This is a genomic window from Pontibacter sp. T17 (genome assembly GCF_057219875.1).
The window spans coordinates 1,720,731-1,745,285 of record NZ_JBXVVW010000001.1 but is presented as its reverse complement, the minus strand read 5'-3'; the positions used below and the strand labels follow the sequence as shown (position 1 = coordinate 1,745,285).

Genomic DNA, 24,555 nt, shown 5'->3' with positions numbered 1-24,555 from the left:
CCCCAAACCATGCCCTCTTTCGACATCGTTTCCAAGGTTGACCATCAGGCGCTGGACAACGCCGTCAACAACGCCCGGAAAGAAATCCTGAACCGCTACGATTTCAATGACAGCAAGTCGGAAATCGAGCTGAACAAAAAGGAGCTTTCCATCCACGTCCTCACAGAAAACGAGATGCGGGTAAAGGCCATCGTAGATGTGCTCATTACACGCCTCATGAAGCAGAACATCGACCCTGCCTGTATCGATGCGACCAAAGACCAGTATGCCTCTGGCAACATGGTCAAGAAGGATCTGAAGATCAAGGAAGGCATTGACAAAGACACGGCCCGCAAGATTGTGTCGCATATCAAAGGCCTGAAGATGAAGGTGGAACCCGCCATCATGGACGACCAGATCCGCGTCTCGGCCAAGAAGATTGACGACCTCCAGGCTGTTATCGCTGCTGTGAAAGCGGAACAGGGGAAGTTTGGCCTGCCACTGCAGTTCCAAAACTTCAAGTAAGGCACGGCCATGCGTTCCGAACTGTCGCTGGAACTTCCACCCGAGGAGGTTCATAGGGATGACCTTGTCCTTCTGTCCGCTGCACGCGAACTGGGGATAGACCCCAACCGAATAACTGGATTACAGGTTTTGCGGCGCAGTTTGGACGCCCGGGGCCGCGACATTAAGTATCGCCTCACCGCTGTCGTGTGGGTAGATGAGGCACCCAAGGCGGAACGCACTTATGCATTCGCCTTCAAAGAGGTTTCAGCTGCCCAACCCGTCATCATTGTAGGTGCAGGCCCGGCAGGGTTGTTTGCAGCCTTGCGTCTGTTGGAGCTTGGCCTGAAGCCCATTGTACTGGAACGCGGGAAGGATGTCCGCGCCAGACGCCGCGACCTCGCCATCCTCAACCGAGACGGCGTCGTTAACCCCGACTCCAACTATTGCTTCGGCGAGGGGGGTGCTGGCACCTACAGCGACGGAAAGCTGTATACCCGCAGCACAAAGCGTGGCGACATTTTCCGAATCCTCAGCCTGTTCACTGCACACGGTGCCGACAGCTCCATTCTGGTGGATGCGCACCCACATATAGGCACAAACCGCCTGCCGGGCATCGTGCAGGCCATGACAGAAACGATCCGACAGCATGGCGGCGAAGTGCACTTCAACACCCGCGTAACTGACTTTCTGGTGGATGGCGACCAGAGCACTGGTGTGCAACTGGCCGACGGTACACGTCTTGACGCCACCTCCGTAATACTCGCTACTGGCCACTCGGCCCGCGATATCTTCGAACTGCTGCATAGAAAAAACATTCTGCTCGAGGCCAAGCCCTTTGCACTGGGCGTGCGGGCCGAGCATCCGCAGGCACTCATAGACTCCATTCAATATCACTGTAGCCGCAGGGAAGGCCGTGGTGAATGGCTACCAGCTGCCAGCTACAGCCTAACCACGCAGGCCACCGGCAGAGGCGTCTTCAGTTTCTGCATGTGCCCAGGCGGCATTATTGCCCCCGCCGCCACTGCACCAGGCGAGATTGTCGTAAACGGATGGAGCCCCAGCAAGCGCAACAACCCCTTTGCCAACAGTGGCATGGTAGTTTCGGTGGAAGCTGCCGACTTTGCGACCTTTCAGCACCTGGGGCCTTTGGCTGGCCTGGCGTTTCAGCAGGCGGTGGAGCAGAAGGCCTACCACGTTGGCGGGGGCAATCTGAAAGCACCAGCACAGCGGCTCACCGATTTCCTTTCTGGCAGGGTTTCCACTACCCTCCCCGATTGTTCCTACCACCCAGGCCTTACCTCTGCCAACCTCCGCGAGGTATTGCCTGAACCACTGGCCAATGCGCTGGCCGATGGCCTCCGACAGTTTGGGCGGAAAATGAAAGGCTATGTAACCGAGGAAGCCGTACTGGTAGCACCTGAATCGCGCACTTCCTCTCCGGTGCGCATCCCCCGCGACCGCAATACACTGCAACACCCTCAGGTTAAAGGCCTCTTCCCTTGTGCTGAAGGAGCCGGCTATGCAGGCGGCATTGTCTCCGCTGCCATGGACGGCGAACGCTGCGCGGAAATGGCAGCAATCTCCCTGGGCGTCAGCTTGTAATTTCAACACTCGCAGGCAGCGCCTGTGCCCACTCGGCCTGCGTCAGTGCAGCCGGAGTGCCCTTTATGCTCAGCCGTCTAAGTGAAGTGGGAAGGTGCTTCGCTTCAATCTGCCGGATACCGGCTCCGTCCAGCCGCAGTTCGGTCAGTTGTATACAGTCTGACAGGTCGGGCAATGCGTCAACCATCGCTGCATTCCGCAAAACCAGCACTTCCAAAGACCGCATCTGGGGCAACTCCAATACCACAAGTCCCTGACAGCCAATACCAAGAACACGCAGCCGCAGTTGCCCCAGTGGCATCAGCGACAGGCCCGGCGCAGCACTCAGATGAAGTTCTTCCAGCTGTACCAGCCCTGTCATAAACCCAATGTCAGGCAGCGCCATGCGGGTCATATTCAGGAACACCAGCTTCGGCAGCTTCAGCAGAGGAGCCAGCGTTCTCAATCCAGGGTTGTTGGAAAGATGCAGGTGGGTTAGTTCGGGACAGCTGGTCAGGGCGCTGACATCCCGCAGTTCGTTGCGGTCAGCATACAGCGTATGCAGCAACGGCACTTCCTGTATCCCAGCCAGCGATCTCAGTAGATTGTTGCTTGCGTAAAGCGCGCGTAGCGAAGGAAAACGCACCAGCCCTTCCAGCGTTTCCAGTTCGTTGTCGCTGACGTCCAACGTTTCGAGGCTTGGGAGCGACGCTAGCACCGCCAATGACTCCAGCTGCCAGCCAGAAACAGTCAGTTTCCGCAGTTGGCGGCAAGCCGCCAGTTCTGATAAGTCGGGTAGCCGCTCCCAGCCCAGTTTGTCCCGGCAGGTGTCAGCCGAGATATCCAGTTCCTGCACCTCTTCCGGTGGCAGATTCCCCAACAACTGCGCAAGGGGGTGCATCATTGCCTCAGGCTTTGAGTGCCTCCACGATGGTTTGCCGGCTTACCTGCCATGCTGGGTACAGGCTCGATAGCCAGGCCAGCGTCAGCACCGTGAGCAGCAGTAGCGCGGAGTCTTCCAGTGTCGGCTCCATAGGGAATGCCTGCACCAGGAAGCTCTCGCCGCCCTGTATCTGCAGGAAACCGGTCTGCTGTTGTAGTAGCGCGATGCCCCACCCCAACCCCAGCCCCAGCACAGCGGCAATCAGGCCAATCAACAGCCCCTGCGCCCAAAACAGGTTGCGCAAAGTAGCCTCCTGCGTCCCCATCGCCTGCATTACGGCCAGGTCAGGACGCTTCTCGATGGCAATCATCGTCAGAGAGCCCACGATTGTACACGCCGACAGCACCAGCATCAGCGTAAGTACCAGATAGCCCGCAAGTTTCTCATTCTTCAGAATCCGGTACATCGTTTCGTGCTGGTCGTACCAGGCCTGCACCTGAAAAGATGAGCCAAGCTGCCGTTCCAGCCGAGCCTTCACCGCTTCCAGTTCTGATTCGTCGTCCAGCGCCAGCTCGTAGGCCGAAATGCGCTCGGGTTCTTTGAACAGTGTTTGGGCGAGCGACAGACTGCCAATCACGTACCGTTCGTCATACTCGCGCTGCACGGCAAACACTGCAACGGGGAATGCACTAAGCGACGAAACCGCTTGATCAGGCGCTGTCAGCAGGTTGGCGTCGTCCGTTACGGTAAACAGCCGCACGGGCTCAAAGTCGTCGAACAGATTGACACCCGCGGCAATGGCAACCCCAGCCCCAACCACTACCTGCTCCTCGCCTTGCTTGCCCTTCAGCTTGAAATGCCCATCTACCAGCCGGTGTTTGATTCGGGTCAGTGTGTCGTAATCGGCATCCACGCCTTTTAGCTGCACGATGCTCTGCCTGCCAGCGTATCCCAATACAGCACGTCCTTCCAGTGCACGGCATACCAGCCTTACCCCCGGCTGCCCTCGCAAGGCCTGCATCAGCGAATCGGAATGCGTGAAGTATTTGCCCGAGGCCGGCACTACACGCAGTGCGGGGTCAAAGTCGTGAAAGACGTTCTTTAGCACCCCCTCAAAGCCATTGAACACCGAAAGCACCAACAGCAGTGCCGCCGTGCCAAGTGTAATGCCTACGATAGAGATGGACGTGAGGATATTGACCGCCGTGGGCAACTTGCGCGAAAACAGATAGCGCCAGGCAAGAAATACGGGCAGCCGCATAAATCAGGCTTCGTCTTCTTCCGTGTCAGGTTTTGACTTGCCTATTTCCTGGAACAGCTGGTCTAGGCGCTGGGCGTTCTTCAGCGTGTCATCTTCGAAAAACTGTAGCGTCGGCATCACTTTCACCACATTGCGGATACGCGCCGCCAGCAGGGTGCGCACCTTCTTGTTCTCTTCTTCCAGCAGCTTCAGCACCAGTTGCAGCTTGTTGTCAGGGAAACAGGTGATGTACACCCGCACTGTCTGCAGATCGGGCGTTACCCGCACTGTGCTCAGGGTAATCATAGCCCCTGTCACCGGTTCGATTTCCCGTTGCAGCAGTTGGCTCAGTTCCCGCTGTATTTCCTTGGCAAACTTCCGTTGCCGTGTCGATTCATTTGGCAGAAAATCCATCGCTCCCTAGTGGTAACTTGTTGGAAATACAACGCATTTCCAGTTCCAAAAATACGCCGATTACCGCCCCGGCTGGCACCAATCCTTAACTTTGTGCGGGCTTTCCGCCCGCTTTTGCATGCGCTTTTTCCTTCGTCTGCTCCAATACGGCCGGCCATTTGCCCCCAGGCTTCCCCTCGGCATCCTGTTTCTGGTGCTGTTCAATCTGTTCTCGGCAGCTTCGCTGGCATTGGTCATCCCGTTTCTGGAGATTCTTTTTGCCGAAACCGCTCCAGCCAATCCCGGCTCTGTAGATATTCTCGCCAGCCTGGCAAGCCTGAATCTGGGCCCGGTGAAGCAGGCAGGCTATCATGCCCTTTGGGAGCTTATGGCCCGGCATGGCAAACAGACCGTGCTGCTGGGCTTCTGCGGCTTTGTGGCAGTTGCCATCGTTCTCAAGAACGCCTTCCGCTACCTCAGCCTCATTACCATCACGCCACTGGAAGTCAGGCTGGTACGCAACCTGCGGCAGACCTGCTTCGACAAGCTGACGCGCCTCTCGCTTGGCTACTACACCCGCAAACGCCGCGGGCATCTCGTCAACATCATGACAAGCGACCTCCAGAACATTCAGGAGGCCGTCACCGGGGCCATCAACAGCATTCTGTCCGACCCCCTCATGATGCTGGCATACCTCCTTACCATGCTGGCCATCAGCTGGAAACTCACCCTCTTCATCCTGATTGTCCTGCCGCTTTCCGGCCTCATCATCGCTAAAATCGGCAGCTCGCTCAAGAAATCGGTCAGCACCTACCAGACCCAACTGGACAGCCTGATGTCCATGCTCGACGAGTTTACTGGTGGCGTACGTGTGGTGAAAGCCTTCTCCGCCGAAAACTACGTGCGCGGCAAGTACAAAGACAAGAACAACGAGTATACCCAGACGTATATCCGCGGCCGATACATCAACGACATGGCCTCGCCGCTCACCGAAGTGCTGGGGGTATTCGTTGCGCTGGGTATTATTCTGTACGGGGGCAACATGATTCTCAATGGCTCGGGCGAGGTGAAGGCCAGCGAGTTTATTGGCTTCATCCTGGTGTTCTCCCAGTTCCTGATGCCCATCAAGACCTTTGCCAGCGCAGTCTCACGTGTATCCAAGGCCCGTGTCAGCTATGCCCGTATCGAAGGCCTGCTGCACGAACCCACACTGCCAACCGAACAGGAACTCGGCCGCCCAGCACCGATTTTTGCACAGGGCATCAGCGTCCGCAATGTGTCTTTCCAATACGACACAGACCGTCTGATTCTCAACAACGTTTCGCTGGACATCCGCAAGGGCGAAACCGTGGCGCTGGTTGGCTCATCGGGCAGTGGCAAGTCTACCCTGGTGGACCTCATCTGCCGCTTCTACGACCCCATGCAGGGCGAGATACTGCTGGATGGCCAAAGCTTGAAAGCCTTCGACGGCACTGCCATTCGCCACCTGATGGGGATTGTAGCGCAGGAGGGCATCCTCTTCAACGACACCATCCGCAACAATATCGCCTACGGAGCCACTGGTTACAGTGACGAGGAGATTCGCCGGGCAGCCGAAATCGCCAATGCCCACGAATTCATCCAGCAGCTGCCCAATGGCTACGACACCCTCATCGGCGAACGGGGTCTGGCCCTGTCGGGCGGTCAGCGCCAGCGGCTCTCCATTGCACGGGCCGTCCTGCGCAACCCTCCCATTCTGATCCTGGACGAAGCAACCTCGGCACTCGACAACGAAAGCGAGCGGCTGGTGCAGCAGGCCCTCGACCGCCTGATGGAAGGCCGCACGGTCATCGTCATTGCACACCGCCTCAGCACCGTACAGCACGCCAACCGCATCGCCGTCATGAAAGACGGCCAGATTGTGGAAATGGGCACGCACACCGAGCTGGTAGCCCAACAGGGCGTTTACCGCCGCCTGTATGAACTACAGTTTCAGCAGGACCTCAACACCGATATCAACTGACCCTTCCGGCTTTGTTTCAGTCATGACCGAACCAAGCAACCCCATCTACGATATCGCCGTCATAGGCGCCGGAGCTGTAGGGCTGTCCGCAGCCTGGCAACTGGCCAAGGCGTATCCCAGTGCCCGTATTCTGGTGCTTGAAAAAGAGAACGGCGTATCACAACACCAGACAGGCCATAACTCTGGCGTCATCCACAGCGGCCTCTATTACCGCCCTGGCAGCGCCCGTGCCCGCAACTGCGTGACGGGCCGCGAAATGCTGGTGGCGTTCTGCCGCGAGTACGATGTAGCACACGACGTATGTGGCAAAGTGGTTGTAGCCACCGAAGAAGAAGAACTGCCTCGTCTGGACAAGATCTTCCAGACCGGTCTGGAAAACGGCCTGAAAGACATCCGCAGGATTGACGGCAAGGAAATACGGGAGATTGAGCCTTTCTGCGCTGGGGAGAGCGGTATTTTCGTGCCCTACACCGGCATTGTGGACTTCCCCGGTGTATGCAAGCGGCTGGCCGAGCAGCTGCCCCGGGTCAACGCCGGCAACCGCGTTGTCTTTGGCCAGGAAATTACCGGCATCAAAGACCAGAACGGCACCTACCAACTGGCAACCCGGCAGGGCAATACCTGGCGTGCCCGGTATCTGGTATCCTGCGGGGGGCTCCAGAGCGATCGGCTGGCGCGCCTGGAGGGCGTTACGCCTCCTGCCCGCATCGTAGGCTTCCGTGGCGACTATTGGGATCTCACTCCTGCCGGCCGTCACAAAGTCCGCAACCTCATTTATCCCGTGCCCAACCCGGCTTTTCCGTTTCTGGGTGTGCACTTTACCCGCATGGTGGAATGCGAAAACCACCCGCATGGAGGCGTGGAATGTGGCCCCAGCGCAGTGTTCACCTTCAAGCGCGAAGGCTACGGCCGCACCGACTTCTCGCTGCGCGACACCTCTGACGCGCTCGGCTACATCGGCACCTGGCGGCTGTTCGCTAAGCACTGGCAGTTTGGAATCGGCGAGCAGGTACGGGCCTTCAGCAAACAGGCGTTCCTCAAGCTGGCAAAGCGGCTCATCCCAAGCCTAACCCCTGCCGACCTGATGCGGGGCCGCAGCGGCGTGCGTGCCATGGCACTGGGCAAAGACGGCGCCATGCTCGACGACTTCGTCATCCAGCACACCGACCGTTCCATTCACGTACTCAACGCCCCCAGTCCGGCAGCCACAGCCTGCCTGGCCATTGGGCAGGACATACAGCAGATGGCCACCCAACACTTTCACCTGTCATGAGCCAGTTTGCTTTCCGCCCGGAAGACATCCGCCTCCTCTATGGCAAGACGCTGTACCGCGTTGGCAAAACGCCTGTACAGGAAACTGCTGAGCCTCAGCCCGAGGCGCAGAGTCCACCAGTAGCGCAGCCCATTGAAGCCCCTACAGCTAAAACTGAGGTACCAGAGCGCCCCATGCCCGTCCTCTTCCAGCCCGCTACAGGCAATCGGGTCTCCGTTCTTGTCTCTCAGGCAGCCTTTCAGCTGACCGAACTCCGCGACCTGCTGGACAAGATTACCCAGGCACTGGGGCTGGCCGGGCCGGAGGTATCCATAGGTGCCGTGGCGGCACCTGTTACAGCCGAGCAGCTGGCCGCGGCACCTGGACGCTGTCTGCTGGTATTCGGCACTGCCCTGCTCACCGGCACCCCCACAATACCCGTGCACCAGTTGCCCGCACTGGAAGATATGCAGCGCGATGTCGCCATCAAGCGACAGGCCTGGGAGTACATGAAGACCTTCAAGAACAGTCTATGAGCCTGCCCGAGCTATTCTTCGGCACATTCAACGCCCATAAGGGCGACGAAGTGCGCCTGATGCTGCAAGGGCAGTATGTCCTGAAAATCGGGCTCGACTTTCCTGGCCTTAAGGACGCCCCCGAAGACGGCCTTACCTTTCAAGACAATGCACTGGCCAAAGCCCGCTATTACCACCAGCAGACCGGCCTGCCCTGCTTTGCCGACGACTCCGGCCTTGAGGTGGAGGCACTGGCTGGAGCCCCCGGCATTTACTCGGCCCGCTACGCAGGTGAACACGGCAACCATAGCGCCAACAACCAGAAGCTGCTGACCGAGCTCCATGGCCAGACTAACCGGAAAGCGGCGTTCCGATGTGTCATTGCCTACATAGATGCACATCACCGCGAATGGCTCTTCGAGGGCGCACTCGAAGGCAGCATCGCCCAGCACCTGTCGGGCACTGCTGGTTTCGGCTACGACCCGCTTTTTATACCCACAGGCGATACCCAAACACTGGCAGAGTACAGCCCGGAAGCTAAAAACGTAATTTCGCACCGGGGCAAAGCCATGCAGGCTTTCCTACAGCACTTACTGAATCCCGCGACTCCCCCCGCATGACACCCTACTTTGTCGGTATATCCGGTGGCAGTGCCTCCGGCAAAACCTTCCTGCTGAACCACCTCACCGAAGCCTTTGGAGAGAAAGAGCTGACGCTCATCTCCATGGACAACTACTACAAGGACCAGGAGTATCAGGTGCTGGACGAGTATGGTATGGTCAACTACGATGCCCCCTCCGCCATGATGCTGGACCTGCTGCAGGATCACCTGAACCGCCTGCGCAATGGGGAATCGGTAAGCATTCGGGAATACACCTTCAACAATCCCGACATCCCCGTCCGCCAGCTTACGTATCATCCGACACCAGTCATCGTCATCGAAGGCATTTTCGCGTTCTATCTCAGCGAGCTGCGCGAAAGCTATGACCTGAAGCTGTTTGTAGATGCCGATGAGCACCTGAAGCTATCGCGCCGCATTCGCCGCGACATCCTCGAGCGTACATGGGACCTCGATACCGTTCTGTTACAATACGAGCGCTACATCATTCCCAGCTACCGCCAGTATATCGAGCCCTACAAGCGCGACTGCGACTTCATTCTCAACAACAACCGCCACCTGAAAACCGCCGCCAACGTCATCCGGGACCACCTGCGCTGTATCATTCAGGAACGAACTGGCAAGTAGCCTGCTGAAAGCCAATAAAAAAGGGCCTTGAAGGCCCTTTTTTATTCTACCATCTCCTAGCATCAGTCAATACTGCGGAAGAAACGACCTTCGGCAAAGTTCACAAACACAAACAGCGGTTTGCCTACAATGTGGTCTTCGGGCACAAAACCCCAGAAGCGGCTGTCCAGCGAGCTGTGGCGGTTGTCACCCATCCCGAAGTAGTAATTCATTTCAAAGGTATAGGTGGTGGCCGGCTGACCATCGATGAGATAGGCACCCGGTTTACCTTCCAGCTTGTGGCGCTCATATGCCACTATACACCGCTGATACAAGGCCACATTTTTCTCATTCAGCTCAATGGTCATGCCTTTGGCCGGTATGACGATGGGGCCCATGTAGTCCTGATTCCACTTGAACACGTCAGGGTTCTTGGGGTAAATCTCTGCCGTGAAAGCCTGCCGAATCTCAATCATCGGCTCTATCCGCTGGATGTTGGTGAACTTGGCTTTGAAATTTTCGGCCATCTCACGAGTCATCTCGAAGCAATACATGTTGGGGGCTTCCATGTACCAGTTGGGGTTTGGCCCCAGCGGATCACGATAACCAAAAGCTGCCACCCGCACTGGGTTGAAGCCTTCCCCATTTGTCTGCACCCGATAGCGGAACTGCATTTCTGGGGGGTCGGCCATCAGCTTGCCATTGATATAAACACGCCCGCTGTCAATCATCAGTGTATCTCCGGCAATGGCAACACAGCGCTTGATGTAGTTTTCCTTCAGCGAGGGAATGTTGACAGGACCCAGTTGGGGGTCGTTGGGCAGGGCATCGTCGGCAGGATAGTTGAACACGAAAACGTCTCCGCGCTCAACCTCCGTAAAACCAGGCAGCCGATAGTAGGGAAACCGCACCCACTCGGTGTAGGACGGCGCATGCGTACCCGGCAGTTTGTTATGTACAAAAGGCAGTGCAAACGGCGTCATTGGCAGGCGAATGCCGTAATGCAGCTTCGATACAAACAGGAAGTCGCCAACCATCAGCGAACGCTCCATTGACCCCGAGGGAATCATGTAAGCTTCCACCAGAAAAGTACGAATCAGAATGGCGGCGACTGCAGCAAAACCAAGGGCGTCCAGCCATTCGCGCAAGGCGCTCTTAGGCTTTTTGGCTGCTTTGGCCTCTGTGGCAGTTTTGTCGGTTTTTTTCCGCCAGAAGAACAGTTTCATTCGATGAAGTGAAAAGTCAGGCACGGCCTGTTACGTCGTGCAACGCATCATACGTGCGTATCGTATGATGTAGTTACTCCTTTGGATTTTTTGGCTTCTTGGGCACGAACCGCGGCTCAACTTTCTTTTGTGGTTTCGGCGGTGTCTGCACCGGAAGTGTGGAGTTATTGTCCAGGTCGCGGGCTATTGCGTCATCATCCCCAAGATCGGTGGTCGGATCATCCGGGATAGCGCCAAGCTCGGCATTCACGTCTATCCCTCCGGCATTCTCACCACCCAGTATGTCATTCTCAAGCGTCCGATTGAGATTCTGGGAATCGTCAGCCAGTATATCTGCTTCTACTGCGGCCGCGTCGCCGTCATCCATTCCATCCTCTCCACCATCGACGCCGGGGTTCTGCGACCTGAGTACCTCTCGCTTCAAAGAGTCCAGAAGACGGTCTTTGGCAGCTGGGTCCAACTGGGTTGTATCAACGCCTTTCAACATACCCTCCAGTGCCGACTGATCGACGCAACAGGCATCGAGCAAACCTGGGGAAAGCGACACATTATCGTCGACATCGTATCCGGCATCGTTGAGGGTTGCGATGAGGGATTTCCGGGTCACCTTAACAGAGTCGAATGATACTGTCAGGCGGGAAGTTGCTTCCGCATACTGCACATCCTGAACCCCGTCGGTCAGCTTGAGTATCTCGGTAAGACGCGACGATGGGCAGCGATCGCATACGCCACCTATCTCAAAAGAGGCCTTGGCACTGATGGCGTCGTCTGAACAACCTGCCACAGCCAATACCAACGCCAGAAGCATTCCGGCAAAGCCCAACTTGGGTAATCGCCCTGTATTCTGCATAAGTGAGATAGGCAAAGCTAGCAATAAATCAGGCGGCATGACCGCATGCTACAAACATACAGGTCTGTGCACTATCAAAAGATAGCACAAGGCTAGTCAGGCTGCACTATCAACCGTCCGGCCTGGCGGCGCCCATCAGGCAAACGGAGTTCCAGAATGTACACACCCGGAGTTACGCCAGGTGGCAGCAGCAGACCCGTAATTCCCGGATTCAGCAGTACGCGCAGCACCACTTCACCTCGCAGGCTGTATAGTGAAAGTCCAGCCTTCTGATTGCCTGTCGCCGTTTCCTCAGCATAAACATTCAGAACACTTTGAGCAGGGTTGGGCCAGTACCAAACCTTAGATGGGCCATTCAGCAACGTATCGGCCAGGGAACATTCGCCCGACGAAAGCAGCCCTCTGCGACACAAAGACCGCCGGATAATCCGCTGATACTGTCCCGCAAACAAAAGGCTGTCGGCATGCAACAGGTTTTCTCCTGCTTCGACAAGGCTCTGAAAGGCACCATTCAGATACAGTTCCTGCACTTGAAGCTTCAGCGCCGCCTGTTGGCCTATCTGGTCTTCGATCTCCATCATCAGCCCACACCACAGCGAGCCAATTGAGTAAATCCCCAGCGATTGCACTTCGGCGTAGGTGGCAAATGCCCGCGCAGGCCGGCCCGGCCAGAACACATTGTTGCCGTCCCAGTTGAACACGCGTTCGGCCCCAAAACGGCTGATGCCTTGGCTGTAGGAGGCCGCCAGATAATCGCATATGCCTTCATCCAGCCCACGGCGCTCCTGTCCGTCATTGGAACCCGGGGCGGCCATCCAGCTCAGCGCATGGGTATATTCATGCACAATCACATCAGCGTCCTCGCCATCGTCTACACCGCCAGTCCCGAACAGGAGATAGGGCGGAGTTGCGGGCGTGAACGACGACTGGTCCTGCCCTGTAGCCTGTGCATCGGCTTCCACCTGTGTTGTCAGGCCTGTGAAGCCCAAGGCCTGCACCAGCCGCTGTAGGCTGTCAACATGGAAATACACCATGGTCTGCTCAAAGCCCGCATGGTTGCGCGTAAAGGAGAAGTCGGCCGTGGCGGAGGTTACTGGTAGCGAGTCAGGCACCAGTCTGTTCACTACCTTGAGGTAAGGGCCTGTCAGTGTGTACACCTGCCGAAGGCTGTCCCACTGCACACTGCGCAGCTGCCGGCTAACGCGCTGTGCCTGTAGCTGTGGCGTATCGGCGTCATTGCCATCTACGAGCCCGGCATCGCCATAGACCTTGCGTGCCGTCGTCAGTGGATCGGGCAGAAACACCTGGCCCCTGCCAGTTGTGTCAGGTCTGTGCTGGGAAGACAGCAGGTCTTCCTGCAACAGGCGATTGTCCAGAATGGCATATACCCTGCGATGCAGCAGTCCGGCAGCGTCATACACCCGCATATGCAATACAGGCCACCACTGGCCCTCGCTTCTCCACCAGCCTTCAGTTGCTGCGCCATCGATTTGCAGCCCTGTATCTGGCAGGCGATGGGCACGCAGCCCAGGGAAGCCACTTGGCACATCTGCCGGCCATCTCCCCCGCAATGAAATGCGTCGCCCTTCGCGGGTAAGGTTCAGTTTCAGCGGATACCCCAACAAAGGGCGCCCCTCTGCCAGTATCGTATACATCAGGTGTATACCTCCGGGGCTCAAAACGACATGTTCCAACCGAAGCGCCGCCTCAGCACCCAGTCGGCTCTGCACCTCCTTCGCCAACTGCTGGTGCGCCCCGGCAGCAGCTTCCGGCAGCGGAGCACTTTGCCGCCCCAACGCGAACTGACTTGGCAGCAGCAAGGCCAAAAGCAGGATTATTCTTCCCATAGGGTAGCTTTTTGTGCCAACTGTGCCCCCAGCTCTTCCCAATGCCGCGCGGGCACCGAAACCCGGTAGGTCACATTCATGGTGTAGGTTTTGTCCAGCACCTCGGCCCCAAGGCCAGCCAAAAGGTGCGCCAGCCAGCGTTCATGGGTGTAGTCAAAGGTGAGCAGGGCCGCACGGCGCGCCTCTATCACCTGGGGTTCGGCTTTGGCCAGTGCCGCCGCCGCCGACTCGCCATAGGCTTCTATCAGTCCTGGCTTGCCCAGTTTCACACCCCCGAAGTAGCGGATGACCGCCACCAACACATTGTCTAGTCCCAAGGCAAGAATCTGGCGCAGTATGGGCGTCCCGGCGGTGTGCGCAGGCTCACCAGCATCGCGGGCGGCCGTTTCACCCCTGATTTTCCAGGCCGAGCAGATATGGGTCGCATCTGGGTAGCGTTGCTTCAGCGCTGCCAGATGCGCCTCGGCTTCCTGCCGGTCGGCAACGGGGTAAGCAAAGGCGATGAACACGCTGCCACGTATCCGCAACTCAGCCTCTGTAGCTCTGCGGATGGTCGTTCGGTCAGCCGTGCCCTGTGTCATCTGCAACGAAATACGGAAATTTGCTTCTAACACAACGTAAGGGCCTCTTCTTCCGTTGTACTGCACCAGAGTCTCTGCATCGTGAAAACACGCCCCCGTACTTCCCGCCCCGCCGTCAACATCATCACCCTTGGTTGCTCCAAAAACCTGGTAGACAGCGAGAACCTGTTTACACAGCTGAAGAGCAGCAAGTTGGACGTGACCCACGAGGCCGAGAACTCGGATGCCGGCATTGTCGTCATCAATACCTGTGGCTTCATTGACCGCGCCAAGGAAGAGTCCGTACAGACCATTCTGGAGTATGCCCAGCGCAAAGCCGATGGGAAAGTGGACCAGGTGTTTGTAACCGGCTGCCTGTCTGAGCGCTACCGCAACGACCTGGAGCAGGAAATCCCGGAAGTGGACGGCTTCTTCGGCACGCAGGACATGCCTGACCTGCTGGCCAAGCTGGGTGTAGACTACAAGCACGAACTGCTGGGCGAACGCATCCCCAGTACCGACAGCCATTACGCTTACCTCAAGATTAGCGAGGGCTGCAACCGCCCCTGTGGCTTCTGCGCCATTCCGCTCATGCGCGGCAACCACCGTTCGCGCAGCATCGAAGAACTGGTACAGGAAGCTCAGTTTCTGGTATCGCGTGGCGTGAAAGAACTCATGCTCATTGCGCAGGAACTCACATTCTACGGCATAGACCTGTATGGCAAACGCCGCCTCGATGATCTGCTGCGCGCCCTCAGCGATGTAGAGGGCCTGCGCTGGATTCGTCTGCACTACGCCTACCCGGCAGGCTTCCCCATGGAAATTCTGCCCGTGATGCGCGAGCGCGACAACATCTGTAAGTACCTGGACCTGCCGCTGCAACACGCCGCCAACGAAGTGCTCAAGCGCATGCGCCGAGGCATCACCCGCGAAAAAACCGAGGAGCTGATTGCACGCATTCGCGAAGAGGTACCTGGCATTGCCATCCGCACCACCATGCTCGTAGGCTATCCTGGCGAAACCGAAGCCGATCACGAAGAGCTTCTGCGCTTTGTGGAGCAAATGCGCTTCGAGCGGCTGGGGGTATTTCAATACTCGCACGAAGAGGGCACACATGCCTTTCAGATGGAAGACGATGTGACCCCGGAAGACAAGCAGCGCCGCGCCGACGAGTTGATGGAAGTACAGCAGGATATTTCACTGGAACTGAACCGCACCCGAGTTGGTCAGGAACTGGCTGTCATTATCGACCGCCAGGAAGGCGGCAGCTATATTGGCCGCACCGAGTTCGACAGCCCCGAAGTTGATAACGAGGTGTTAATACCCAACTCAGCCCTGCCCCTGGAAATCGGTGCGTTTTACCGCGTCCGCATCGACCAGGCCACAGAATTTGACCTCATGGGCACCATTCTGGACAAGCCCGCCTTCTAGGTAAACCTCAAAAGCTTGTTAACCGAACTGCACGGGTGGCGCTGGGGTTGTATTTTGCCATAAACCTCCCCAAAACGCTTACATGTCCGCCAGCCGCAGTTTCCGCGACGACTATCTCTGTTGCCGCCCCGAGCTACAGTCGCTCTATCCCCACGCTACTGGCCCTATACCAGCTTCAGACGAGGCACTCAAAGCCTATTTCGAGCCCATCATCGCCCAACGCAACCAGCATCCTGTTGACCGTCAGGTGCTCGCAGGCGTACTGGAAGGACAGTACAGCCATCTTGCTGAGTCGGCAGTCAGTGCACAACAGATTGCCCTTCTGCGAAAAGACACTACCTACACGGTAACCACTGGCCAGCAGCCCGGCCTCTGGGGCGGGCCCATGTATACTCCCCTGAAGGCCCTGACCATCATTGGGCTGGCGCGCCGCCTGAAGAAAGTCTTCCCGCATCTGGACTTCATACCCCTTTTCTGGATCGCCAGTGAAGACCACGACTGGGCCGAGGTAAACCACACCTGGCTCTCGTTTCAGCACAAAGCCGTCTATGAAGCGCCTGTGACGGGTGCGGTGGGCCGCCACATCCTGACACAGGATATTGCCCAGATAACCTCAGCAAGCCCACTGCTTGCCTCAGCTTACAAACCCGGCACCACGTTTGCGCTGGCATTCCAGCAGTTGATGCAAGGCCTGCTGGGTGATGAAGGTCTCGTGGTCTTGGATCCTGACTCCCCCCAACTCAAGCGCGCATTCGTGCCCACCCTGTTGGCTGAAGCCCTGCAGCGTCCCTCGATAGAACAGCTGAACCAACAGACCCAGAAGCTGGAGGCCTGCGGCTACAAGGCCCAGATTCAGGCACGCGACATCAACCTCTTCTATCTTACAGACAATGCCCGTCTGCGCCTGCTGCCCGCGGGTGCCGATGTAGTGGTAGAAGGCACCGACATACGCTTCACCCCGGCCCAGCTCACCGCCGAGGCCACCAAACACCCCGAGCGTTTCAGCCCAGGAGTGGTACTGCGCCCCGTTTATCAGGAGCAGGTGCTGCCCAATCTGGCCTACATTGGCGGCTGGGCGGAAGTCGCCTACTGGGGCCAGCTGACCACTGTATTTCAGGCTCACCAAACGCCCTACCCTGCGCTCTTTGCCCGCATGCAGGCCCAGCTTATTCCCGCCGCCGACTGGCAGCAATGGCAGAATGCCGGATTCGACTGGCAGCATCTTGCCATGCCCATGCACCTGCTGCGCCGCCAACTGGTCGAACAGCACTGGAATAAAGCGGAGGCAACGGCACATCTGGAGCAGGCCAGTAGCGCCCTTGCCGCACTCGAAGCACTGGCCACTGGGATAGACGCAGGTCAGGCCCGCAACGTGGCTGGCCAGCGCAAAAAACTGGAAATTTTCCGCGAGCGGCTGCTGGCCAAACTCATCAAGCGACAGGCCGCCAATCATCCCGAATGGGTAGCCCCGCTGACCGTAAAGCAGCACTGGGCTGCCGAAGGTGCCGTGCAGGAGCGCGTGCTCAACTGGGCCGCATTTGCACCACACCAGCCCCAGGCATTGATGCAGTGGTTGTTGCTGCAAGCCAATCCCACCGGCAGCGGCATGCAGAACCTTATCGTGCCCAGCTTTGACTAACTTGGTGCAACTTCTGCTTCCGGCGGTCGTCTTTCTTGAAATTGGCTACTTGTAGCACTCCCCTATGCAATACCAGCAATCCCCACAGAACGAGCTCCTCAATTACCTGCGCCAGAACTCGGCTGCGGTAGAGGACGACCGCAAGTTGGAGGAGATCAACGAACTGCTCACCTACTCCCAGCAACTGGAGGAGAAAGAAGACAAGCGCCTGGCCAACAGCCGCAACATCTTCATGGTGCTGGGTGCCCTGCTGGCATTCTTCGGTCTGGCCTCGCTGCCGGGCATCAGCTGGTTCTTCGACAACGGTCCTATTTACGTTTTCGGCATACTCACTATGCTGGCTGGTGGGGTCTATACGCTGTCACGTTTACAGTCCAACCCGCTGAACAGCCTGCTCGACCGCCTGAAGCAGCTCCATGCCCGCCTCGTGAAGCCCGAGCGCAAGGCTAAGCCCAAAGGCATCTACAAGTCTCGCCGCGACAAAATCATTGCCGGTGTGGCCGGTGGCATTGCCCGCCGTCTGGGCATCAAGCCGGGCATCATGCGTCTGCTGTTCCTGGTGTCCATCCCCATCACCAGCGGGGCCTCGGTGTTCCTGTATCTGCTGCTGGCTGTAGGCCTCAGTTTCTTGCCCCCCAGCGACGACGACCGCTGAGAACTCCAATCTCCTGAAATCCTAAAGGGCAGCCTGTGTCAGGTTGCCCTTTTCTTTTGCATCGCCACGCCCGCAAAAAAGAAGGGCTGCCCTGTTTGGGTAGCCCTTCGAATTTCACTTAACCCGTATCGGAAAGTTACGCCAGTGCTTCGCGTACCTTCTGGGCAGCTTCGCGCAGTTCTACTGCACCTACTACCTTCAGGCCGCTGTTGGCGATGATTTCCTTGGCTTTCTCGGCATTGGTGCCCTGCAGGCGCACAATGATCGGGATGTTGATGTTGCCGATGTTCTTGTAGGCTTCTACCACACCGTTGGCTACACGGTCGCACTGTACGATGCCGCCAAAGATGTTGATGAGGATGGCCTTGACGCTGGGGTCTTTCAGGATGATACGGAAGGCAGCTTCTACCGTCTTGGCGTTGGCTCCACCTCCTACGTCAAGGAAGTTGGCAGGCTCGCCACCCGACAGCTTGATGATGTCCATCGTAGCCATGGCCAGGCCAGCGCCATTCACCATACAGCCAACGTTGCCATCCAGCTTGATGTAGTTGAGGTTGGCTTCGCGGGCTTCGGTTTCCAGCGGCTCCTCTTCGGTCACATCACGCATGGCCTCATAGTTCTTGTGACGGAACATGGCGTTGTCGTCGAGGTCCAGCTTGGTGTCAACAGCGATGATTTTGTTGTCGCTGGTCTTCAGCATGGGGTTGATTTCCAGCAGGGCGGCGTCGGTCTGCTGGTAGGCGTGGTACAGCTTCTGGATGAACGTCACGGCTTCTTTCCAGGCAGCACCTTCAAGGCCCAGCTTGAACGCCAGGCGACGGGCCTGGAACGGCTGGAGGCCAATGGTGGGGTTGATCCACTCCTTGAAAATCTTTTCAGGATGGTTCTCGGCTACCTCTTCGATGTCCATACCACCTTCGGCGCTGGCCATCAGTACATCCTGGCCAGTTGCCCGGTCAAGGGTGATGGAGAGGTAATATTCTTTGGGTTCGCTTTCGCCGGGGTAGAACACATCCTGCGCGATGAGCACCTTGTGCACTTTCTTGCCTTCAGGGCCGGTCTGGTGTGTGATCAGTTGCATGCCCAGAATCTGGTCCACAACTTCCTTCACCTTGTCGAGGCCTTTGGCAATCTTCACCCCGCCACCTTTGCCGCGACCACCCGCGTGGATCTGGGCCTTGATAACAAACCACTCCTTGCCGGTAGGGTTCGGGTAGAGTTTTTGGGCAGCTTCGTAGGCTTGGTCTACGGTTTCCACCACGACACCTTCCTGAATCGGAAGGCCGAAGGACTTAAGGATATCCTTGCCCTGGTATTCGTGCAGCTTCATGATGGCTGGGATATAGGTTTAGCAGCGGCAATAATACACAATTTAACAGGCAACCGCAGGCCTTGGCCTGCAAGATGCCCCAACGCACAGACAATCAGTGGGGTGCAGACGGTCAGTCAAAGCCGTCATCGAAACCGATGGCGCGGTTCAGGGCTTCTTTCAGCTCGCGTACACTATTGCGCTCGCGGGCATCCTCGGCCCGTTTGATGCCCTCACGGTAGATGTCTATGGCTTCCTCCTTACGCCCCAACTGCTCCAGCAGCTTGCCCAGGTGGTAATAGGTGCCTACATACTCAGGAAAATCCTGGGTCAGTTTCTCGAAATACCCCAACGCGCCTTGACGGTCTTCCCGCCGAATGAGTTCCGTGGCTATGGCATAGTACACGAATGGGTCGCTGGGGTCGTCCTTGAGAAAGGCGTACAGTTGTTCTAAACGATCGGTTGACATACTGGAAAACAGGCCAGAACGGAACGCTGGCTGGCCGAGAGTGTTATATTTGCAGTCCCGTTACGCAGACGAATTTACACACCGCTACGGCATGAACATTCTAGTTTGCATCAGCCATGTGCCCGACACCACCACAAAGGTGGCGTTTGAGGCCGACGGCAAAGCATTGGTGAAGAACGGCGTCAGTTTTGTAATTGGCCCGTTCGACGAATATGCACTCTCGCGTGCTATCGAATTCAAGGAGAAAACCAACCAAGGCAAGAGCGTTGCTCTGTGCGTGGGGGGGGCCGATGTCGAGCCCACCATCCGCAAAGCCCTGGCGGTTGGAGCCGATGAAGGCGTGCGCGTGGATGCCAATGGTCCTCGCGACCCCTATTACATCGCAAAGCAGATTGCCGAGTACGCCAAAGGCAAGGATTTCCAGCTGATCATGCTGGGCAAGGAGTCCATCGAAACCAACGACGCCGCTGTAGGTGCCATGGTCGCTGAGCTCCTTGATCTTCCGTTTGTTGGCTCTGTCATCGACCTCAAGGTTGAAAACGGCAAGGCAATCGTAGAGCGCGAAATCGAAGGTGGCACCGAAGTGATCGAAAGCTCGCTGCCGCTGGTGCTTTCCGCTACCAAAGGGATTGCCGAATGGCGCATTCCCAACATGCGTGGCATCATGGCTGCCCGTACCAAGCCCCTGGCTGTAGTACCCGCCGCTGCTGGTGATGCCCTTACCCACACCGTGAAGTATGAACTTCCGGCCCCAAAGAGCGGCGTGAAGATGCTCGCCGCCGACGATATCCAAGCACTGGTTGAGGTTCTTAACGAAAAAGGAGCACTCTAATGGCTGTTCTGGTTTATGTAGAAAACAAGGAAGGCAAGTTCAAGAAGCCTGCTTTCGAAGCCTGCACCTATGGTGCCGACCTCGCTGCCGCCCTCGGTGTGGAGTGCCACGCCGTATCGGTGGGCAACGTTGACGACAGCGAACTGAAAGTCCTGGGCAAGTATGGCATCAGCAAAGTACACGCTGTCCGCCACGACAAACTGGCCCAGTTCAACGAAGCCCCATACGCTTCGGCTGTAGCAGCTGCTGCACAGGCCTGCGGTGCCAGCATTGTAGTGCTCACACAGTCCAACAACGGCAAGAGTGTAGGCCCCCGCGTAGCTGTAAAGCTGGGCGCTGCGCTCTTCTCCGGCGTCAACAGCCTGGTGGAAAAGGCTGGAGCAGGCTATCAAGTGAAGCGCTCCAGCTATACGAGCAAAGCCGTTGAAACCCTGGGCACCGCCAGCAGCAAAGTGGTTGTCAGCATCAAGGGCAACAGCTACAAAGTGAAGGAAAGCGCCAAGGATGCAGCAATTGAAGCTGTAGCCTACACCCCCGCAGACCGCGACTTCGCCGCAGTAGTGAAGGAAGTACGCAAAGCTGGCGACCAAATCAGCCTTCAGGAAGCCGAAATCGTAGTTTCGGCCGGCCGAGGCGTAGGCAACGAACAGACCTTCACTGGCAACTGGCAGAAAGTAGGCGAACTGGCAACCCTTCTCGGCGCTGGCACTGCATGCTCCAAGCCAGTAGCCGACGTACACTGGCGCCCCCACCACGAGCATGTGGGCCAAACCGGCATTCAGATTTCGCCAAATGTCTATATCGCGCTGGGCATCTCCGGTGCCATTCAGCACCTTGCAGGTGTCAGCAGCAGTAAAACCATCATTGTAATCAACAAGGACCCTGAAGCTCCGTTCTTCAAGGCTGCTGACTACGGCATGGTGGCCGACGTCAATGAAGTGCTGCCCAAGCTCGTAGACGCTGTGAAAGCCTACAAGGCCGCCCACAGCTGATATTGCCTATCCCCCCAACAGCGGCAGGGACGTTTCCCTGCCGCTGAGCAGGGAGCCCGATGATACTCCCTGGCATGCTGGATACACGACAACACAACCTCCGTCTTCCCTCGTGGAAAAGATTCAACTCGAAATCCTCGGCCTAAGCAGCAGCCAAAGCCAGGTTGGTTCCTTTGCGCTGGTTCTCGGCGAGAAAGGCGGCAACCGACGCTTGCCCATCATCATCGGTGGCTTTGAAGCACAGGCCATTGCCCTCGAGATTGAGAACATCAAGCCGAACCGGCCAATGACCCACGACCTCATCCTGTCCATAGCCAACAACTTTGACATTGGCCTGCAGGAAGTCGTGATCTCCGATTTGCGTGAAGGCGTGTTTTTCTCGCGCCTCGTTATGCACCAGAACGACGATTTTCACGAAATCGACGCTCGCCCTAGCGACGCCATCGCCATCGCAGTGCGCTACAAGGCGCCTATTTATACCTACGAGCATATCCTCCAGGAAGCAGGTATCGTCATAAAAGACTCTGACGCCGGCAGCGAAGAAGATGAACCCCAGGAAGATCCTTATGCCATCTCTGAAATGGAAGAGACTGCCGAGGAAACACTAACTACTGCCTCCACTGTACCTGCCTCTGGTAAAGGCCAGATGATTAAAAAGCTGACCCAACAGATGGAAGAAGCCATCGCTAAAGAAGACTACGAACGGGCAGCCAAGCTCCGCGACGAAATCAACAAGCTGGAAGGTCAATAAAAGACCCAAAAGCCGTTGCCATAGAAAAACAGCGCCCTTCGTGGCGCTGTTTTTTATTCATTCTACAGCTCATCGTCGTCATCCCCCAGCCCCAGATCGTCCAGTGTTTCGTCGGGTTCTTCGTCCAGCAGCTGCACAGGTACTTTGCTGGTGTCAGTATTGGTAGAATCGGGAGCAGGTGGGCGGAAGTCCGGACAGGTGGGGCAATCGTTCTTCACAGCATAGCCTGCCGGTGCCTCAAACTTCCCTTTGGACAGGGCCAGCTTTTTATCGCCATATACCTTACTGAGGTATAGCCCGCCAATCGGCATGGCCGTCATGGCACCACGGCCATAATACATGTACTGGAAGCGCACCCGCCGGTCGTCGCAGCCTACCCAGATACCCGTAACCAATTCCGGTGTCATGTTCATGAACCACCCATCCGAGTGGTTCTGGGTAGTACCTGTCTTACCAGCCAGGTCTATACCATAAAGGTTGTAAGCCCGCCTGATGGTACCAGCCGTGCCGAACGTAACAACCCCACGCAACATGTCAATAAGAGAATAGGCACTGGCAGCAGGAATCACCTCTGGTGCACTACCCTTGCCAAACAGCGGCAGCTCCTTTCCCTCTGCACTCAGCACCTTCTCGACTACCCGAATCGGCACTTTGCGGCCATAGTTGGCCAGCGTAACATATGCCTGCGTCATTTCCAGCACACTCGCATCCGATGTGCCCAATGCCACTGCCGGAACGGGCTTGATGACACTTTTCACTCCAAACCGATGGGCAAAGTCGACCACCTTCTCCCGACCTACGGTTTCGCTGAGGTGTACTGCCACACGGTTGATACTGAAAGCCAGCGCACAACGCATACTCAGCATCGGCTCCGACTCGCCCTCGGCATTCTCCGGCACCCAGGGCCCTTCCGGTGTCTCTATCTCCATTCGTTTGTTGGGTAGCTCCGAGCAGGGGGTCATGCCCGATTCCAGCGCCGCCGCGTATACAAACGGTTTGAAGGCCGAGCCCACTTGGCGACGCGTCTGCCACACGTGGTCTAAAGGCAGTGTGGTGTGTTCATAGCCGCCCACCCAGGCACGCAACCTGCCTGTGCTGCGCTCCACACTCACCACCGCCGCCTGCAACATCGACTGGTAATGCAGCAGCGAGTCTTTGGGGCTCAGCAGCGTATCTTCCATCCACACTCGGCCAGCTCCCCATTGCCTGCCCTTGCGCCGGTCGGCCACCACCTTCACCAGCGTCATCTTCACCTTTTTGTCAAACTGTGCTTTAATCTCTTTTTCCGGGGTCCCCGCCTTTGCCGCAGCCTTCCATCGCTCGGTTTTCCGCATCAGCCGCGGCAGATAGGCCGTATCCTTGCGCCAGGGTGCAAACGTCCGTAGTTGCTCGGTAAAGGGTTCCTGCAACATGCGCATATGCTGATTCACCGCATCCTCTGCATGCTGCTGGTAACGGGTATCCAGCGTGGTGTAAATGGTCAGGCCATCGGTTGCCAGCGAAAGCTGCTGGCCAGTAGAATCGGCATGACGTTTCAGCGCCTGCTTCATTTCACGCTCCACATAGTGTGTAAAATAGGGCTGCAACGACTCCGTCCGTTGTGTCTCCAGCGTACCCGCCTTCAGCTTCACAGGTACTTTGATGAGCGAGTCAAGCTGTGCAACAGAAAGGAAGCCCCGCTGCTGCATCAGTTTCAGTATTTCATTGCGGCGATTCAGGGCCGCTTCTGGATGTCGCTGCGGCGAATAGGCCGAGGGCGACTTCATCATGCCCACCAGTAGCGCAGCCTCTGGCAGCGTCAGCTGCTGCGGTGCCCGATCAAACAAAAGACGTGCGGCGCGGCGCAGACCAGGCTTTCCACCAATCAGCTCTGTGAAATTGAGCATCCCGTTCAGCAAGGCGGCCTGGCTGTTCGTCTGGTCCAGGCGCATCGCCAGCCACAACTGCTGTAACGTACCCATGGTGTTGGCGCGCTGCCCCAGCACCCGCGCATTGCGGCGGGCCGGGTAGCTGGCAAAGTGCCAGGCTGCCGTATCATAATCTACCGCAATGGAGACAATCAAGGCCTGCCGCGCGGCCTCAGGCAGGGAGTCCAGCGTGATGGGCGGCGCATAGTCTTCTGTCTGGAACCGGGCAAGCAACACGCTGTCGGCGCTGTACACCAGCGAGGGCCGGGCGTAGAAAATGACAGGGGCCGGGGTCTTGGCAATCTGCACGCTGGCATACATACCTCCCACTGTAAGCAGACCGCCAGTCAGCCATAGTGGAATCAGCCAGAAATGCTGCCGTTGCAGCCCCAGGCGACTAGCAAGTGGCGCAACCCAGCGCCAAAGAAAGTCAGACAAGCGAGTGGTTACCTTCACAGAGGATTAAGAGCACAAGTAGGCAACTCAAAACTACAGGAAAACTCAGCCCCC

At 57.3% G+C, this 24,555-nt stretch carries 23 protein-coding genes; 13 read left to right on the top strand and 10 right to left on the bottom strand.

The annotated features are described in order from the left end of the window. Positions 1 to 9: 9 nt before the first annotated feature. Together AC2D8O_RS07720 and AC2D8O_RS07715 are read left to right on the top strand one after the other, a co-directional pair. Positions 10 to 504 (top strand): YajQ family cyclic di-GMP-binding protein, encoded by a 495-nt coding sequence (locus tag AC2D8O_RS07720; RefSeq protein WP_484678220.1) that lies wholly within the window; start codon positions 10 to 12, stop codon positions 502 to 504. A 9-nt stretch (positions 505 to 513) separates the two neighbouring features. Continuing rightward, positions 514 to 2,088 (top strand): NAD(P)/FAD-dependent oxidoreductase, encoded by a 1,575-nt coding sequence (locus AC2D8O_RS07715; RefSeq protein WP_484678219.1) that lies wholly within the window; start codon positions 514 to 516, stop codon positions 2,086 to 2,088. Here the strand turns inward: AC2D8O_RS07715 and AC2D8O_RS07710 are convergent. Genes AC2D8O_RS07710 through rbfA form a run of 3 tightly spaced genes read right to left on the bottom strand, consistent with a single transcriptional unit; the run spans position 2,078 to position 4,604 of the window. Continuing rightward, entirely contained in the window at positions 2,078 to 2,971 is an 894-nt protein-coding gene (locus tag AC2D8O_RS07710; RefSeq protein ID WP_484678218.1) for a leucine-rich repeat domain-containing protein, read from the bottom strand. The genes AC2D8O_RS07715 and AC2D8O_RS07710 overlap by 11 nt on opposite strands. A 4-nt stretch (positions 2,972 to 2,975) precedes the next feature. Continuing rightward, positions 2,976 to 4,211 carry an FtsX-like permease family protein gene (locus tag AC2D8O_RS07705; RefSeq protein WP_484678217.1) on the bottom strand — a complete coding sequence of 412 codons (1,236 nt, stop codon included), beginning with the start codon at positions 4,209 to 4,211 and terminating at the stop codon, positions 2,976 to 2,978. A 3-nt stretch (positions 4,212 to 4,214) separates the two neighbouring features. Next, complete coding sequence (rbfA, locus tag AC2D8O_RS07700; protein WP_484678216.1) at positions 4,215 to 4,604, bottom strand: 30S ribosome-binding factor RbfA; 390 nt, start codon at positions 4,602 to 4,604, stop codon at positions 4,215 to 4,217. A 118-nt stretch (positions 4,605 to 4,722) separates the two neighbouring features. Here rbfA and AC2D8O_RS07695 point away from each other — a divergent pair, with 118 nt between their 5' ends. From AC2D8O_RS07695 to udk, 5 genes are read left to right on the top strand one after another with little or no spacing between them, the layout of a single operon-like run. After that, a complete protein-coding gene (locus AC2D8O_RS07695; RefSeq protein WP_484678215.1) occupies positions 4,723 to 6,585 on the top strand; it encodes an ABC transporter ATP-binding protein in 1,863 nt (620 codons plus the stop codon). Between the two features lie 22 nt (positions 6,586 to 6,607). After that, the gene (gene lhgO, locus AC2D8O_RS07690) at positions 6,608 to 7,858 is read left to right on the top strand and encodes an L-2-hydroxyglutarate oxidase (RefSeq protein WP_484678214.1); all 1,251 of its coding nucleotides are present in this window, start codon (positions 6,608 to 6,610) and stop codon (positions 7,856 to 7,858) included. Continuing rightward, a complete protein-coding gene (locus tag AC2D8O_RS07685) occupies positions 7,855 to 8,373 on the top strand; it encodes a hypothetical protein (protein ID WP_484678213.1) in 519 nt (172 codons plus the stop codon). The genes lhgO and AC2D8O_RS07685 overlap by 4 nt, the downstream gene beginning before the upstream one ends. After that, positions 8,370 to 8,972 carry an RdgB/HAM1 family non-canonical purine NTP pyrophosphatase gene (rdgB, locus tag AC2D8O_RS07680; RefSeq protein ID WP_484678212.1) on the top strand — a complete coding sequence of 201 codons (603 nt, stop codon included), beginning with the start codon at positions 8,370 to 8,372 and terminating at the stop codon, positions 8,970 to 8,972. The genes AC2D8O_RS07685 and rdgB overlap by 4 nt, the downstream gene beginning before the upstream one ends. Further along, entirely contained in the window at positions 8,969 to 9,598 is a 630-nt protein-coding gene (gene udk / locus AC2D8O_RS07675) for a uridine kinase (protein WP_484678211.1), read from the top strand. The genes rdgB and udk overlap by 4 nt, the downstream gene beginning before the upstream one ends. A 62-nt stretch (positions 9,599 to 9,660) precedes the next feature. Here udk and lepB read toward each other — a convergent pair whose 3' ends face one another. From lepB to AC2D8O_RS07655, 4 genes are all read right to left on the bottom strand, one after another. Next, positions 9,661 to 10,803 (bottom strand): signal peptidase I, encoded by a 1,143-nt coding sequence (lepB, locus tag AC2D8O_RS07670; RefSeq protein WP_484678210.1) that lies wholly within the window; start codon positions 10,801 to 10,803, stop codon positions 9,661 to 9,663. 73 nt (positions 10,804 to 10,876) lie between these two features. After that, on the bottom strand, positions 10,877 to 11,668 hold the full coding sequence (locus AC2D8O_RS07665; protein ID WP_484678209.1) for a heavy-metal-associated domain-containing protein: 792 nt from the start codon (positions 11,666 to 11,668) through the stop codon (positions 10,877 to 10,879). Positions 11,669 to 11,745: 77 nt separating this feature from the next. Beyond that, positions 11,746 to 13,500 carry a hypothetical protein gene (locus tag AC2D8O_RS07660; protein WP_484678208.1) on the bottom strand — a complete coding sequence of 585 codons (1,755 nt, stop codon included), beginning with the start codon at positions 13,498 to 13,500 and terminating at the stop codon, positions 11,746 to 11,748. Then, entirely contained in the window at positions 13,488 to 14,081 is a 594-nt protein-coding gene (locus tag AC2D8O_RS07655) for an IMPACT family protein (protein ID WP_484678207.1), read from the bottom strand. The genes AC2D8O_RS07660 and AC2D8O_RS07655 overlap by 13 nt, the downstream gene beginning before the upstream one ends. 81 nt (positions 14,082 to 14,162) lie before the next feature. On the opposite strand from AC2D8O_RS07655, the gene rimO reads away from it, so the two are divergent. The 3 genes from rimO to AC2D8O_RS07640 all read left to right on the top strand — a co-directional run bounded on the left by rimO (position 14,163) and on the right by AC2D8O_RS07640 (position 17,785). Further along, positions 14,163 to 15,491, top strand: a complete 1,329-nt coding sequence (gene rimO, locus AC2D8O_RS07650) for a 30S ribosomal protein S12 methylthiotransferase RimO (protein WP_484678206.1) — start codon at positions 14,163 to 14,165, stop codon at positions 15,489 to 15,491. An 82-nt stretch (positions 15,492 to 15,573) separates the two neighbouring features. Continuing rightward, on the top strand, positions 15,574 to 17,130 hold the full coding sequence (gene bshC, locus AC2D8O_RS07645; RefSeq protein ID WP_484678205.1) for a bacillithiol biosynthesis cysteine-adding enzyme BshC: 1,557 nt from the start codon (positions 15,574 to 15,576) through the stop codon (positions 17,128 to 17,130). 64 nt (positions 17,131 to 17,194) lie between these two features. Further along, the gene (locus AC2D8O_RS07640) at positions 17,195 to 17,785 is read left to right on the top strand and encodes a PspC domain-containing protein (RefSeq protein ID WP_484678204.1); all 591 of its coding nucleotides are present in this window, start codon (positions 17,195 to 17,197) and stop codon (positions 17,783 to 17,785) included. A gap of 136 nt (positions 17,786 to 17,921) precedes the next feature. Here AC2D8O_RS07640 and sucC read toward each other — a convergent pair whose 3' ends face one another. Continuing rightward, on the bottom strand, positions 17,922 to 19,115 hold the full coding sequence (gene sucC / locus AC2D8O_RS07635) for an ADP-forming succinate--CoA ligase subunit beta (RefSeq protein ID WP_484678203.1): 1,194 nt from the start codon (positions 19,113 to 19,115) through the stop codon (positions 17,922 to 17,924). A 112-nt stretch (positions 19,116 to 19,227) separates the two neighbouring features. After that, the gene (locus AC2D8O_RS07630) at positions 19,228 to 19,563 is read right to left on the bottom strand and encodes a tetratricopeptide repeat protein (protein ID WP_484678202.1); all 336 of its coding nucleotides are present in this window, start codon (positions 19,561 to 19,563) and stop codon (positions 19,228 to 19,230) included. 91 nt (positions 19,564 to 19,654) lie between these two features. Between AC2D8O_RS07630 and AC2D8O_RS07625 the strand changes: the two genes are divergently transcribed. The 3 genes from AC2D8O_RS07625 to AC2D8O_RS07615 all read left to right on the top strand — a co-directional run bounded on the left by AC2D8O_RS07625 (position 19,655) and on the right by AC2D8O_RS07615 (position 22,138). Then, positions 19,655 to 20,395: an electron transfer flavoprotein subunit beta/FixA family protein gene (locus AC2D8O_RS07625; protein WP_484678201.1), complete on the top strand. Its 741-nt coding sequence runs from the start codon at positions 19,655 to 19,657 to the stop codon at positions 20,393 to 20,395. Next, on the top strand, positions 20,395 to 21,387 hold the full coding sequence (locus AC2D8O_RS07620; protein WP_484678200.1) for an electron transfer flavoprotein subunit alpha/FixB family protein: 993 nt from the start codon (positions 20,395 to 20,397) through the stop codon (positions 21,385 to 21,387). The genes AC2D8O_RS07625 and AC2D8O_RS07620 overlap by 1 nt, the downstream gene beginning before the upstream one ends. Before the next feature lie 112 nt (positions 21,388 to 21,499). Next, a complete protein-coding gene (locus tag AC2D8O_RS07615) occupies positions 21,500 to 22,138 on the top strand; it encodes a bifunctional nuclease family protein (protein WP_484678199.1) in 639 nt (212 codons plus the stop codon). 62 nt (positions 22,139 to 22,200) lie between these two features. Here the strand turns inward: AC2D8O_RS07615 and AC2D8O_RS07610 are convergent, their stop codons facing one another. Beyond that, positions 22,201 to 24,483 carry a transglycosylase domain-containing protein gene (locus AC2D8O_RS07610; RefSeq protein ID WP_484678198.1) on the bottom strand — a complete coding sequence of 761 codons (2,283 nt, stop codon included), beginning with the start codon at positions 24,481 to 24,483 and terminating at the stop codon, positions 22,201 to 22,203. Positions 24,484 to 24,555: the final 72 nt, after the last annotated feature.